Origin of the sequence: Bradyrhizobium sp. 159, from assembly GCF_023073795.1 — a bacterium.
Lineage (GTDB): Bacteria > Pseudomonadota > Alphaproteobacteria > Rhizobiales > Xanthobacteraceae > Bradyrhizobium.
Window position 1 is genome coordinate 58,758 of record NZ_JADPKE010000050.1, and the last position, 13,896, is coordinate 72,653.

Below are 13,896 nucleotides of genomic sequence, written 5' to 3' on the forward strand. Positions count from 1 at the left end.
ACGCATGACAATCGATGTCTCACGTCGATCCCTTCTCGCACTCGGGGCCGGCCTTGGCGCCAGCGCGCTGCTCGGCAGCAGCGCGATGGCCCGGGCACCCAAGCTCGGCACCCAGACGCCCTACTGGCATCGCTTCATTCTCGGCGATGCCGAGGTGACCGTCGTATCCGATGGGCCGCTGCCGCTCGGCGATCCCTCCGGGACCTTCACCGGCGTTCCCAAGGAAGAGGTCAAGAAGATGCTGGCCGACAATTTCCTGTCGCCGGACAATGTCGTGCTCGAGCAGAACTCGCCGATCGTGAACACCGGCGACAAGCTCATCCTGTTCGATACCGGCATGGGCAGCTCAAAAATGTTCGGCGCCAGCACCGGACGGCAGCAGAAGAGCATGACCGAGGCCGGAATCAAGCCGGAGGACATCGACGCCGTGGTGTGCTCGCACGCCCATATCGACCACATCGGGGGCATCGTGGACGAGGGCGGCAAACCGTTGTTTCCGAACGCGCAGGTCTACATCTCCCAGTCCGATTTCGACTTCTGGACCGATGAGGGCAAGCTCGGCAGCCCGGCCAAGGACTTCGTCCTCCACGCCCGCAAGAACCTGCTGCCGGTCCGCGACCGCATCGTGTTCTTCAAGGACGGCCAGGAATTTTTGCCGGGCGTGCAGGCGATCGCCGCGCCCGGTCACACTGTCGGCCACACCATCTTCATGGTCTCCTCGGCGGGCAAATCGTTCGCCTTCCTCGGCGATCTCTCGCACCATTCGGTGCTGCTGCTGGAGCGGCCGAGGATGGAGTTCTCCTACGACACCGACCCGAAGCAGGCGGCAGACTCGCGCGTCAAGCTGCTGACGATGCTTGCGGCAAACAAGACCCCCGTGATGTCCTATCACTTCGCCTGGCCGGGCTACGGCCATGTCGCCAAGACAGGCGAAGGCTTCCACTACTATCCGGAGCCGATGAAGATGACCTTGTAGTTTCGAAATCAGGTCCGGGCGGCGCGCGCTGCCCGGACCGGCGTTGCCGCGTACAAGGACGTCGCTAGCACCCGAGCTTGTCGGCGATCCCGCCAAAATCCTTTGCGACGATGTCCCAATTGCCGGTCGCCTCGAAGTCGACCTTCTGCAACGGTCCGTACTCGGTCGGCCGCGCCACGAATGCGGTCTTCAATCCGTTCTTCTGCGCAGCCGCAAGATCGCCGTTGTGGGCGGCGACCATCATTACCTCTTGCGGCTTGAGGCACAGCAAGCGCGCGGCGCCGAGATAAGTCTCGGGATCAGGCTTGTAGTGCTCGAACAGCTCCGCCGACATGATGAGGTCCCAGGGCAGCCCAGCGAACTTCGCCATGTTGGTGAGCAGCGCGACATTGCCGTTCGACAGCGGCGCGATCACGAATTTGGTCTTCAGCCGGGCCAGGCCGCCGACGCTGTCGGGCCAGGGATGCAGGCGGTGCCAGCCTTTGGTGAGATAGTTGAGATCGGCTTCGGTGAGGCCCTTGATCGAGAATTGATCGACCAGCTTTTCCAGCGAGCGGCGGTGCAGATCGTCGAGCATGACGTAGCCGCGCTCGGGATGTTTGCGCACGTCGTCCATCGAGGCCATGTACATGCCGCGCCAGCCATCGACGAGCGCGGTCCAATCAGCGCTGATGCCGCGCTGCTTGCCCCACCACATGAAATCGGTGATCAGGCTGGTGCGCCAGTCCACGACGGTACCGAACACGTCGAAGACGAGGGCTTTGACGGCGGAGAGATCGGACATGGCGCTTCCCCTCTTTTTTCTTATCGTCATTCCGGGGCGATGCGCAGCATCGAACCCGGAACCCATTGCGCGTCGGAGACTGTCGCCCGATGGATTCCGGGCTCGCGGGCCGCGCGTTGCGCGGTCCCGTCGCCCCGGAACGACGACAGTGGTGTTGCCTGGATCAATCCAGATGGAACTTGGCCAGCTCGCGGTGCTCGGCCTTGATGTAGCGCACGGTGCCGGTGACGGAGCGCATCACCACCGTCTCGGTCTCGATCACGCCGTCCTTGCGGAATTTGACGCCCGAGAGCAGCGAGCCCGTGGTGACGCCGGTGGCGGCAAACAGGCAGTCGCCGCGCGCCATATCCTCGATGCCGTAGATCATCTTGGGATCGTTGACGCCCATCTTGGCGGCGCGCTCGCGCTTCTCTTCGGAGTCGAGGATGAGGCGGCACTGCATCTGACCGCCGATGCAGCGCAGCGCCACGGCGGCGAGCACGCCTTCCGGCGCACCGCCGGTGCCGAGATACATGTCGACGCCGGTGTTGTCGGGGTCGGCGCAATGGATCACGCCGGCTACGTCGCCGTCGGTGATCAGGCGCACGGCGGCGCCGGTCGAACGCACGCTCGCAATGATGTCGGCATGGCGCGGACGATCGAGCACGAGAACGGTAATGCCATCAGGCTTGACGCCCTTGGCCTTGGCGAGGCGGCGGACGTTGTCAGCCGGCGAAGCATCGAGATCGACGACGCCCTTGTCGTAACCGGGTCCGATCGCGAGCTTCTGCATGTAGACGTCGGGGGCATGCAGCAGCGTGCCGCCGTCGGCCATCGCCATTGTGGCGATCGAGCCCGGCATGTTCTTGGCGCATAGCGTGGTGCCTTCGAGCGGATCGACCGCGATATCGACCTGGGGACCGGCATTCATGCCGACCTTCTCGCCGATGAAGAGCATCGGTGCCTCGTCACGTTCGCCTTCGCCGATCACGATAGTGCCTTCGATCGGCAGCTTGTTGAGCTCGCGGCGCATGGCGTCGACGGCAGCCTGGTCAGCCTGCTTCTCGTTGCCGTGCCCGCGCAGCCGCGCCGAGGACACCGCCGCCCGCTCCGTCACCCGCACGATCTCCAGCGTGAGGATGCGCTCGAGCAACGCTTGCGGCGGGACTGAAATATGGGTCGACATCGGCTCACTCCTTCGAAACGGTTTTGGACGGACATCTCCGTCCGCATCAACTCGTAACACCCACAGTTCGTTCGAACCGTGTCAGTTCTTCTCGATCCGGATCACCTGCGGCCGTCCGCTGATCACCTTGTCGCGCTGGACTGCGGAGAGCGCGCGGCGCACGGCGTCCTCATGGGTCGCATAAGTGATCAGGATGACCGGCACGGGGACCGTCTTGCCGTCGCTGGGAGCAGCGCCGCCATTGGGATGACGCTGCACGATCGATTCGATCGAAATCTTCTGTTCTGCAAGCCGCGTGGCGATCGCAGCCGCAGTACCGGGAAAATCGCGGGCGAGCAGGCGGATGTAATAACCGCCCTCATGCCGCTCCATCGGCGCCTTCTTGGTGTCGCGCAAGTGCGAAATCGGCCGTCCGAACGGATTCGCACGAATGCCGCGCGCAACGTCGGCGATGTCGGCTACCACGGCGGAGGCGGTCGCGGCACCGCCTGCGCCGGGGCCGACCAGCGTGATCGGCGGAATCCCCTCGCCATCGATCGTGACCGCGTTGGTGACACCCATCACCTGCGCGATCGAGGAGGATTTTGGCACCATGGTCGGATGCACGCGCTGCTCGATGCCCGTGGCGGTGCGAACCGCAACGCCGAGCAGCTTGACGCGGTAACCGAGATCAGCCGCCGCGCGCAGGTCTTCCGGCGCGATGGATGAGATGCCTTCGACATACACCGCGCTTTGAGCAACTTTCGTGCCGAAGGCCAGGCTGGCCAGAATGGCGAGTTTTTGCGCGGTGTCGTGGCCGTCGACGTCGAAGGACGGATCGGCCTCGGCATAGCCGAGCCGCTGCGCGTCCTTCAGGCATTCGGCAAAGGACAGGCCCTCCTGCTCCATCCGGGTCAGGATGTAATTGCAGGTGCCGTTGAGGATGCCATAGACGCGGTTGACGCCGGTTCCAGCAAGCCCCTCGCGTAACGTCTTGATGACAGGGATCGCGGCGCCGACCGCTGCCTCGAAATTCAGCGCGCCGCCGTGCTTTTCAGCCGCCTTGGCGAGCTTGAGGCCATGCTTGGCGAGCAGCGCCTTGTTGGCGGTGACAACCGACTTGCCGGCATTGAGCGCGGCTTCCACCGCCGACAGCGCGGGATCGCCGGCGCCGCCCATCAGTTCGACGAAGCAATCGACCTCGGCATGGGTGGCAAGCGCCATTGGATCCCTCGCCCATTCGACGCCGCGCAAGTCGACGCCGCGCTTCTTCGCCTTCGAGCGCGCGGTGACGGCAACGACGCGGATGCCCCGGCCGCTGCGTCCCGTGAGCACGCGCGCTTGCGTTTCGATCAAACGGACGACTTCGGCACCCACGGTGCCGAGCCCCGCTATGCCCACTTTCAGGGGTGCGACCATGATAGTTCAGAAAACCTGCAGAAGAGAATTAGCGCCGATTGGCGAGCGGAACCACGTTGTGCAACGTTTCGACGCCGCTTTCAAGGAAGCGGCGCACGCCGCGCGCGGCCTGCCTGATCCGTTGCTCGTTTTCCACCATGGCGATGCGGACATATCCTTCACCATGCTCGCCAAAGCCGACGCCGGGCGAGACCGCGACGCCGGATTTCTCCACCATCAGGGTCGCGAACTCCATGCTGCCGATGCTGCGGAAAGCCTCTGGCAGCGGCACCCAGGCGAACATCGAGGCCTCCGGCGGCGGAATCTCCCAGCCGGCGCGGCCGAACGATTCCACCAGCGCGTCGCGGCGCTTGCGGTAAGTGTCGCGCATCTCCTTGATGCAATCGTCCGGGCCGTTTAATGCGGCGGTCGCCGCGACCTGGACCGGCGTGAACGCGCCGTAATCGAGATAGGATTTGACGCGGGCGAGCGCCGCGATCACGCGCTCATTGCCGACCGCAAAGCCCATGCGCCAGCCGGCCATCGAATAGGTCTTCGACATCGAGGTGAACTCGACGGCGACGTCCATCGCGCCGGGCACCTGGAGCACCGAGGGCGGCGGGTTGCTCTCGTCGAAATAGACTTCGGCATAAGCGAGATCGGACAGGATCAGGATCTCGTGCTTCTTCGCGAACGCGACGAGGTCCTTGTAGAAGTCGAGGCTCGCGACATAGGCCGTTGGGTTCGAGGGGTAGCAGACGACGAGCGCCAGCGGCTTGGGGATCGAATGGATGATCGCCCGCTCGGCCGCCTCGAAGAACTGCGGCGTCGGCTCGGAAGGCACCGAGCGGATCACGCCGCCCGCCATCAAAAAGCCGAAGGCGTGAATCGGATAGCTCGGGTTCGGACAGAGGATGACGTCGCCCGGCGCGGTGATGGCCTGCGCCACGTTGGCAAAGCCTTCCTTGGAGCCGAGCGTCGCGACGACCTGGGTATCGGGATTGAGCTTCACGCCGAAGCGGCGGGCGTAGTAGGCAGCTTGCGCCCGGCGCAGCCCCGGAATGCCGCGTGAGGCCGAGTAGCGGTCGGTGCGCGGCTTGCCAAGAGTCTCCTTGAGCTTCTCAAGCACGTGCGGCGGCGCCGGCAGGTCCGGATTGCCCATGCCGAGGTCGATGATGTCGGCGCCGGCGTTCCGCGCGGCCGCCTTGGCCCGGTTGACCTGTTCGAACACGTAAGGCGGCAGGCGGCGGATGCGGTAAAACTCTTCCATGGCTCTCTGGGCTCCGGGCAACCGGTCAGGACGGAATCGACAGGCCATGACGGCCGTTCGGAAACGCGCCCAGTCCCTTCACGAAAATTACTCGAAATCAAATACTTAGAGCAATTATCGACGTTGGCGGCTGAGGTCGTTCGCCCTGACTATTGGCTGAACTGAGGTCTTTTAGCACGGCAAGACGGGGGCGCCAGCGATTACCTTGCACCGCCCCATTTGCTCACTTGGCGTCCTTGGCGGCCAGGGCTTGACGATCGCGCGCCGCGGCAAGCTCGGCCTCGATCTTGGCGCGCTGGTCCGGCGGGATGGTCGCCTGATCGCGATCCGGCGGCAGATCATGCACCGGCAGATAGCTGCCGGGCTCCCTGGGATGCGCCTGCGCATCCGCGGGCGTCATATCCGCGAGCTGGCTTGAGCAGCCGCCCAAGGCAAGCGCCGCGATCAACAGCGCTCCACAGATCGGCAGCGTCTTTTGCAGGTCCCATAACACCAACACTTGGGAAATCCCCTACTCGTCCCGAAGCACGGCCCCCAGGGCAACTTACCCAAGACCGCGCCCAAGCTCAAACCATGGCTGCCCAAAATGGTATGAGCGAGAAAACCGCCCGGCGCTACCAAGCCGAGCGGTTGCGGCTCGATTGTGACGGAACCAAGAAAATTTGTCGCGCTGCAACACATCTTCGAGAGTGTTTAACGCCAAACATGCGAGCTTCGCGGTGACGAATACAGAATGAATCGTTACTGTTCTGCGCATGAGTACCGTCACAACCGACACGCCCAAATCCGGCACCCCGTTCGAGACGAAGTTCGATGCCGAAGCTTTCGCGATGAATGTCGCGCGGGCGATGGAGAGCGGTGGCAAGGCGCTCGCTGCCTACCTCAAACCGCGCGAGACCGGCGAGGTGCAGGATCGCCCGCCGCCCGAGCTTGCCGAGATCGTCAGGACCTTCACCTCGGTCGCCGAATACTGGCTGTCGGACACGTCCCGTTCCTCCGATCTCCAGACCAAGCTCGCCAAGGACTATCTCGACCTCTGGGGCTCGGCGGTCCGCCGCATGGCAGGTCAGGACGCCCCGCCCGCGATCACGCCCTCGCCGCGTGACAAGCGCTTTGCCGATCCCGAATGGAAGTCGAACCAGTTCTTCGATTTCGTCATGCAGCTCTATCTGCTCACGACCAAATGGGCGCAGGAGCTGGTGCGCGCTGCCGAAGGGCTCGATCCGCATACCCGCCGCAAGGCCGAGTTCTACGTCCAGCAGGTCACCAACGCGCTGTCGCCGTCCAACTTCGTGCTGACCAATCCGGAGGTGCTGCGCGAGACACTTGCCACGTCCGGCGATAACCTCGCGCGCGGCCTGAAGATGTTGGCCGAGGACATCGCGGCCGGCAAAGGCATGTTGAAGATCCGCCAGTCCAATCCGGACAATCTCGTCGTCGGCGTCAACATGGCGACGACGCCGGGCAAGGTGATCTACCAGAACGAGATGATGCAGCTGATCCAGTATGCGCCGACCACCGAGAAAGTGCTACGCACCCCGCTCCTGATCGTGCCGCCCTGGATCAACAAGTTCTACATCCTCGATCTCAAGCCGGAGAAATCCTACATCGAGTGGTGCGTCGACCAGGGCATCACCGTGTTCGTGATCTCATGGGTCAATCCCGACAAGCGGCTCGGCAACAAGGGCTGGGAAGACTACATGAAGGAAGGCCCGCTCGCGGCGATGGACGTGATCGAGAAGATCACCGGCGAGATGAAGGTACACACTGCCGGCTATTGCGTCGGCGGCACGATGCTCGCGACCACGCTGGCCTGGCTCGCCGAGAAACGCCGCCAGCGCGTTGCATCGGCGACGTTCTTCGCGGCCCAGGTCGACTTCACCCATGCCGGCGATCTCCTCGTGTTCGTCGACGAGGAGCAGATCGCAGCCCTCGAGCAGGATATGAAGGCGGCCGGCGTGCTCGAAGGCTCGAAGATGGCGATGGCCTTCAACATGCTGCGCTCCAACGATTTGATCTGGTCCTATGTCGTCAGCAACTATCTGAAGGGCCAGCAGCCGAGTGCGTTCGACCTGTTGCACTGGAATTCGGACGCGACACGGATGACCCAGGCCAACCATTCCTATTATTTGCGCAACTGTTATCTGGAGAATCGGTTCTCGACCGGCACGATGGTGCTCGACAATACCCTGCTCGATCTCTCCAAGGTCAAGGTCCCCGTCTACAACCTCGCCACCCGCGAGGATCACATCGCACCGGCGGAATCGGTGCTGTACGGCTCGCAGTTCTTTGGCGGCCCGGTGAAATACGTGCTGTCGGGCTCGGGCCACATCGCCGGCGTGGTCAATCCGCCGGCCTCGAACAAGTATCAGTACTGGACCAACGACAACATCAAGGACGTCAGCGTCGCCGAATGGATGAAGGGCGCGGTGGAGCACAAGGGCTCATGGTGGCCGGACTGGCGCCAATGGCTCGGCGAGCTGGATCCGGAGGAGGTCCCGGCGCGTCCGGTCGGCAGCGCGACGTTCCCCCCGATCGAGGATGCGCCCGGCAGCTATGTCAGGGTTCGCGCATAGCGGAATCGTCCGCGCTTTCGTATAGACTCGCTCTCACCACAGCGACGACAGAAGGGACCGGACCATGACGCGCGAATTGTTCTGGCTGACACTGACGGTGATCCTGACCGGAGTGCTCTGGATCCCCTACATCATCAACCGCTGCCAGGTTCGCGGGCTCAGCGGTGCGATGGCCAATCCGTCGCGCAACGACAAGCCGCAGGCGGATTGGGCCAACCGGCTGATGTTCGCGCACGACAACGCGGTCGAAAACCTCGTGATCTTCGCGCCGCTGGTGCTGATCCTCAACGCAATCGACTATTCGACGAAATGGACGGTGCTCGCCTGCGCGGTGTATTTCTGGTCGCGCGTCGCACATATCATTGTCTACGCCATCGGGATCCCGATCTTCCGCACGCTCGCATTCACCGTCGGCTTCCTCGCCCAGGCCGTGCTGGCGCTGGCGATCTTCGGGGTACTTTGACGCGATTTCACTGTCATTGCGAGGAGCTTTTGCGACGAAGCAATCCAGACTATTTCCACGATGGGAGCTCTGGATTGCTTCGCGGAGCCTGTCATCGGGCCGCGCTTCGCGCGGACCCGTTGGCTCGCAATGACGGTTGGATAGGTCCCAGCCCTACTCCTCCGGCAATCCCAGCATCAGCCGCATGTTCTGCACCGCTGCACCCGAGGCGCCCTTGCCGAGATTGTCGAGCCGGGCGACCAGCAACGCCTGGCGATATTTGTCGCTGGCGAAGACGTAGAGCTCGAGCATATTGGTCTCGTTCAGCGCCTCCGGCTCCAGCCGACCACCCTTGGTCGCCTCGTTCTGAAGCGGCATCACCTTGACGTATTTCGAGCCGGTGTATCGCTTGGCGAGCGCCGCTTGCAGGTCGGCGCCGCCCGGCTTGCCGGGCAACGTGTCGAGTTGGAGTGGCACCGAGACCAGCATGCCCTGCCGATAATTGCCGACCGATGGAATGAAGATCGGCCGCCGCGTCAGGTTCGAGTAGAGCTGCATCTCCGGCAGGTGCTTGTGCTCGAAGCCGAGACCGTACAGCTCGAAGGACGGCGCGCTGCCATCCTCGAAGCTCGCGATCATCGACTTGCCGCCGCCGGAATAGCCGCTCACGGCGTTGACGGTGACGGGATAATCCTGCGGCAGCAGGCCATCATCGACGATCGGCCGCAGCAGCGCGATCGCGCCGGTCGGATAGCAGCCGGGATTGGAGACCTTTTTCGCGGCCTTGATCTTGCCGGCCTGATCGGGCGTGAGCTCGGGAAAGCCATAGGCCCAGTCGGGCGCCACGCGGTAGGCGGTCGAAGCGTCCAGCACCTTCGGCGCCGAGGCGCCCATGCTGTCCACGAGAGCAACCGTCTCCCTGGCGGCATCGTCGGGCAGACAGAGGATGACGAGATCCACCTCCTCCATCAGCGCCTTCTTGGCCGCGGGGTCCTTGCGCTTGTCGTCGGCGATGGTCTTCACCGCGACGTCGCCCTGGAGCTTCAGCCGCTCGTTGATGCCGAGCCCGGTGGTGCCGGAGCCGCCGTCGACGAAGACGGTGGCCGGCTTTTTCGCCGTGCCGGGGGTCGGGGCTTTGGTGGTGTCAGCGAGGCTCATGGCGCGCTCCCTTCGAGCATGTTCGTATCGTCTGCAAAAGCCTGCGGCCGGGCCTGCCGCATCAAATGTGCGATCTGCTTCGCATCGGCGTCGCCGGCGCCAAGCGCATTGGCGATCGCCGTATAGTCGGCGTCCGATTTGTGCTGGTTCAGCTTGAAGCTGCCTTCGACCTCCTCAACCGTCATCACCAGCCCAACGATCGCCTTCTTCATCGTCTCCAGCCGCCCCGCCGTCATCTTGCCTGATGTCCACGGCTTTTTCGGCAGCAGCCAGCTCTCGAACTTGTCGCTGAGCGTATCGATCTGCACCGCCAGCTCGTCGTCCGACAGCAGCCGTACCGGCCCGCTGAGATGCACCGACTGGTAGAGCCAGGTCGGCACCTGGTCGGGCGAGACGTACCAGTCCGGCGATACATAGGCATCGGGGCCGTTGACCGCGAGCAGCCAGGACGCATCACCGCCCGCGAGCTTTAGCAGCGGATTTTGACGGGCGACATGAAAGGCGGCCTGCGGCGTGCCGTCAGCGGCGTAGGTCAGATAGAACGGCAGCGGGGAAGCAACTGGCTTGTGGCCGTCGAAGGCGCACATCGTGCCGAAGCCGCGCTCCTCGGCGAATTTCAGGCTCGCGGCGCGGTCCTGCTTAAAAAAGGCTGGCGTGTACATCGTGGTCTCCTGCTGGGCCTCCTTGGGGGCCGCCGGATCAGATCGCGCTGACAGGAGAGAGAATGCCGCGGACCGGATCCAGCGGCACAGACGATGATCTCAAACGCGATCGACCGCCCAAACCGCAAAGGAGCGGCGGCGGCGACGGGCGAACAGAATGGTCGCGGCGTTGATCATGGCGCGCGGCTATAAGGCCAGATTCGGTTCCGGTCAAGGTTCATGGCATCAGATGAGGCGCCAGATCCATTCCATCAGCTTCGCGATCACGTCGCCGAACAGCAACAGTGCCGCCGACCAAACCAGGGCCGAGACGAAATTGGCGACCTGGAAGCTCCAATACGGCATCTCGAAGATGCCGGCTGCGAGCGGCACCGAGGCGCGCAAGGGGCCGAAAAAGCGGCCGATGAAGATGCTGGGCACGCCCCAGCTGCGCACGAAAGCCTCGCCCTTGGACAGGAGTTCGGGATAGCGCGAAAGCGGCCACATCTGCGCGACCCTCTCCTTGTAGCGGTAGCCGAACCAGTAGGAGACCCAGTCGCCCAGCGCCGCGCCAATACCGCCGGCGATCCAGACCGGATAGAAGCTGATGCCGCTCGCTCCGATCAGCGCACCGATCCCCACCAGCGCGCCCCAGGCCGGGACCAGCAGCGAGATGAAGGCAAGCGATTCCCCGAAGGCGAGCAGGAACACGATCGGCGCGGCCCAAGCCTGGTGAGCGCGCACGAAGTCGGCCAGGGCGTGCGCAAACTGCTCCATTCCAGATTAGCCTTCCCGCCCTGTCTCAAGGTGCTGCTCGATGAAAAGGACTGGTAAGCCAAGGGCTTGTGTGACATCAAGTCACAAAGCCCGGCCCAAGGCAGGCGGGACGTCAAATTGCCGGGAATTGGCGGGCCTACGGCGTAAAATCGCCGGGATTGCCTCCCAACCACACGGCCCGGCCCGCCCAGCGGTAACCTTTCCAAGCCAGAAGTGGCATAGTCGGCCTAACCGATTCGCCGCCCATGCAGCCTTCAAAGCGCATCAAGATATATGTCCAAGCAATTGAAAACCAAAGCGAAAGACGACCTGTTCGGCGCCGACGAGGCAAAGTCTCGCGCGCCCGCCGCCAAGACGGCCTCGCGCGGCGGTGGCGGGGAAGCCGACTATACGGCGGCCGACATCGAGGTGCTCGAGGGCTTGGAACCGGTGCGGCGCCGACCCGGCATGTATATCGGCGGCACCGATGAGAAGGCCCTGCATCACCTCTTCGCCGAAGTCATCGACAATTCCATGGACGAGGCGCTGGCCGGGCACGCGACCTTCATCGAGGTGGATCTGAGCGCCGACGGATTCCTGACCGTCACCGACAACGGCCGCGGCATCCCGATCGATCCACATCCGAAGTTCCCGAAGAAGTCGGCGCTCGAAGTCATCATGTGCACGCTGCATTCGGGCGGCAAGTTCGACTCCAAGGTCTACGAGACCTCGGGCGGTCTGCACGGCGTCGGCATCTCCGTGGTGAACGCCCTCTCCTCGCGTCTCGAGGTCGAGGTCGCGCGCAGCCAGAAGCTCTACCGCATGACGTTCGAGCGCGGGCACCCCAAAGGCAAGCTCGAGGATCTCGGCAAGGTCAACAACCGCCGCGGCACGCGCGTGCGCTTCAAGCCCGACACCGACATCTTCGGCGCCAAGGCCGCGTTCAAGCCGCAGCGCCTTTTCAAGATGACGCGCTCGAAGGCGTACCTGTTCGGCGGAGTCGAGATCCGCTGGAACTGCGCGCCCGAGCTGCTCAAGGGCGTCGAGGACGTGCCGGCGGAGGCGACGTTCCACTTCCCCGGCGGTCTCAAGGATTATCTTGCCGCGGCGATCCACGCCGACACGCTGGTGCATCCCGACATCTTCTCCGGCAAGTCCGGCCGCAACGGTGCTCATGGCGCCTGCGAATGGGCGGTGGCGTGGACTGCGGATGCCGACGGCTTTCTCTCCTCCTACACCAACACCGTGCCGACGCCCGATGGCGGCACGCATGAATCGGGCTTGCGCAGCGCGCTGCTGCGCGGTCTGAAGGATCACGCCGAGCGCGTCGGTCAGGGCAAGCGCGCGGCCTCCATCACCTCCGAAGACGTGATGGTGGGCGCTGCCGTGATGCTCTCGGTGTTCGTGCGCGAGCCTGAATTCCAGGGCCAGACCAAGGATCGCCTCGCCACCGCCGAGGCCCAGCGCATCGTCGAACAGGCGATCAAAGATCCGTTCGATCATTGGCTGTCGGGCAATCCGAACATGGCCAACAGGCTGCTCGATTTCGTGATCGACCGCGCCGAGGAGCGGCTGCGCCGTCGCCAGGAAAAGGAGACGGCGCGCAAGACCGCCGGCAAGAAGCTGCGCCTGCCCGGCAAGCTCGCCGACTGCACCGATGCCGGCACCGACGGTTCCGAGCTCTTCATCGTCGAGGGCGACTCGGCCGGCGGCAGCGCCAAGCAGGCGCGCGACCGCAAGACCCAGGCCGTGCTGCCGCTGCGCGGCAAGATTCTCAACGTCGCCTCAGCCGGCAAGGACAAGCTGACGGCGAATGCCCAGCTCTCCGATCTCGTGCAGGCGATCGGCTGCGGCACGCTTGCCCATTATCGCGAAGAGGATCTGCGCTATCAGCGCATCATCATCATGACCGACGCCGACGTCGACGGCGCGCATATCGCTTCGCTGCTGATCACTTTCTTCTACCGGCAGATGCCGCGGCTGATCGACGAAGGGCACCTCTTCCTCGCGGTGCCGCCGCTCTACAAGCTGACCCACGGCACCAAATCGGTCTACGCGCGCGATGACAAGCACAAGGAAGAGCTGATCAAGAGCGCGTTCAATGCCAACGCCAAGGTCGAGGTGAACCGCTTCAAGGGCCTCGGTGAGATGATGCCGGCGCAGCTCAAGGAAACCACCATGGATCCGGCCAAGCGGACGCTGCTCAAGGTGGTGCTGCTCGCCGACGATCGCGACACCACGGCGGATTCGGTGGAGCGCCTGATGGGCACCAAGGCCGAGGCACGTTTCGCGTTCATCTCGGACAAGGCCGAATTTGCCAGCGAAGAGCTGCTGGACGTCTAGAGCGAGAAGCAGCGGGCCAGCCGCTTGCGGTTTCCATCTGCTCATCGCGTCGCGATGGCGAGAGATGAACAGTCCAGCCGAATTCCGGCTCCGACTCACCCCTGACCGCGCCGCAAAGATAAGAATCGGGGGCGATTTGATTTTCGCTTTTTCGCCGGCGGCTGAAGCAACTTTCTCCCTCTACGTCGAATATGGTGATTCTCGCGACGACCTTCATCTTTAGCGTGTAATGGAAGTCGTCGTGTAAGTTATTGTACGCCTTCACTTTTAGGACGGACGACATCACTCCCGCGTCGCTGTGTCCTCCGTACAACACCGGATCGTTTTCAGTTATCTGTGTCCGCTCAGCAACAGCATTTCAGCAGAATCCGTCTATAGTCCAACCATCGAATTTGAACGGAACGGCGC

Annotated in this window: 12 protein-coding genes; 4 read left to right on the forward strand and 8 right to left on the reverse strand. The window is 63.6% G+C overall.

Going from position 1 to position 13,896, the window contains the following annotated elements; genetic code table 11:
• Positions 1 to 4: 4 nt before the first annotated feature.
• The gene (locus IVA96_RS12880; RefSeq protein WP_247417566.1) at positions 5 to 976 is read left to right on the forward strand and encodes an MBL fold metallo-hydrolase; all 972 of its coding nucleotides are present in this window, start codon (positions 5 to 7) and stop codon (positions 974 to 976) included.
• 64 nt (positions 977 to 1,040) lie between these two features.
• Here IVA96_RS12880 and IVA96_RS12885 read toward each other — a convergent pair whose 3' ends face one another.
• From IVA96_RS12885 to IVA96_RS12905, 5 genes are all read right to left on the reverse strand, one after another.
• Positions 1,041 to 1,760, reverse strand: coding sequence for a haloacid dehalogenase type II (locus IVA96_RS12885; protein ID WP_247417568.1), 720 nt, complete (start codon positions 1,758 to 1,760; stop codon positions 1,041 to 1,043).
• A 163-nt stretch (positions 1,761 to 1,923) separates the two neighbouring features.
• On the reverse strand, positions 1,924 to 2,925 hold the full coding sequence (glpX, locus tag IVA96_RS12890) for a class II fructose-bisphosphatase (protein WP_247280966.1): 1,002 nt from the start codon (positions 2,923 to 2,925) through the stop codon (positions 1,924 to 1,926).
• Between the two features lie 81 nt (positions 2,926 to 3,006).
• Positions 3,007 to 4,323: a homoserine dehydrogenase gene (locus tag IVA96_RS12895; RefSeq protein ID WP_247417571.1), complete on the reverse strand. Its 1,317-nt coding sequence runs from the start codon at positions 4,321 to 4,323 to the stop codon at positions 3,007 to 3,009.
• 28 nt (positions 4,324 to 4,351) lie between these two features.
• Positions 4,352 to 5,572, reverse strand: a complete 1,221-nt coding sequence (locus IVA96_RS12900; protein ID WP_247417574.1) for an LL-diaminopimelate aminotransferase — start codon at positions 5,570 to 5,572, stop codon at positions 4,352 to 4,354.
• Positions 5,573 to 5,795: 223 nt separating this feature from the next.
• Positions 5,796 to 6,071 (reverse strand): hypothetical protein, encoded by a 276-nt coding sequence (locus tag IVA96_RS12905; protein ID WP_247280963.1) that lies wholly within the window; start codon positions 6,069 to 6,071, stop codon positions 5,796 to 5,798.
• A gap of 256 nt (positions 6,072 to 6,327) precedes the next feature.
• Between IVA96_RS12905 and phaC the strand changes: the two genes are divergently transcribed.
• Both phaC and IVA96_RS12915 read left to right on the forward strand, forming a co-directional pair.
• Positions 6,328 to 8,148 carry a class I poly(R)-hydroxyalkanoic acid synthase gene (gene phaC, locus IVA96_RS12910; RefSeq protein WP_247417577.1) on the forward strand — a complete coding sequence of 607 codons (1,821 nt, stop codon included), beginning with the start codon at positions 6,328 to 6,330 and terminating at the stop codon, positions 8,146 to 8,148.
• Between the two features lie 64 nt (positions 8,149 to 8,212).
• The gene (locus IVA96_RS12915) at positions 8,213 to 8,611 is read left to right on the forward strand and encodes an MAPEG family protein (RefSeq protein ID WP_247280961.1); all 399 of its coding nucleotides are present in this window, start codon (positions 8,213 to 8,215) and stop codon (positions 8,609 to 8,611) included.
• A 153-nt stretch (positions 8,612 to 8,764) separates the two neighbouring features.
• On the opposite strand, the gene argC is transcribed toward IVA96_RS12915, so the two are convergent.
• The 3 genes from argC to IVA96_RS12930 form a co-directional block, all read right to left on the reverse strand.
• Entirely contained in the window at positions 8,765 to 9,748 is a 984-nt protein-coding gene (gene argC / locus IVA96_RS12920) for an N-acetyl-gamma-glutamyl-phosphate reductase (RefSeq protein ID WP_247417581.1), read from the reverse strand.
• The gene (locus IVA96_RS12925) at positions 9,745 to 10,410 is read right to left on the reverse strand and encodes an FMN-binding negative transcriptional regulator (RefSeq protein ID WP_247417583.1); all 666 of its coding nucleotides are present in this window, start codon (positions 10,408 to 10,410) and stop codon (positions 9,745 to 9,747) included. The genes argC and IVA96_RS12925 overlap by 4 nt, the downstream gene beginning before the upstream one ends.
• A gap of 225 nt (positions 10,411 to 10,635) precedes the next feature.
• Complete coding sequence (locus IVA96_RS12930; protein WP_247417587.1) at positions 10,636 to 11,166, reverse strand: DedA family protein; 531 nt, start codon at positions 11,164 to 11,166, stop codon at positions 10,636 to 10,638.
• A 273-nt stretch (positions 11,167 to 11,439) separates the two neighbouring features.
• On the opposite strand from IVA96_RS12930, the gene parE reads away from it, so the two are divergent.
• Positions 11,440 to 13,488 carry a DNA topoisomerase IV subunit B gene (gene parE, locus IVA96_RS12935; protein ID WP_247417589.1) on the forward strand — a complete coding sequence of 683 codons (2,049 nt, stop codon included), beginning with the start codon at positions 11,440 to 11,442 and terminating at the stop codon, positions 13,486 to 13,488.
• Positions 13,489 to 13,896: the final 408 nt, after the last annotated feature.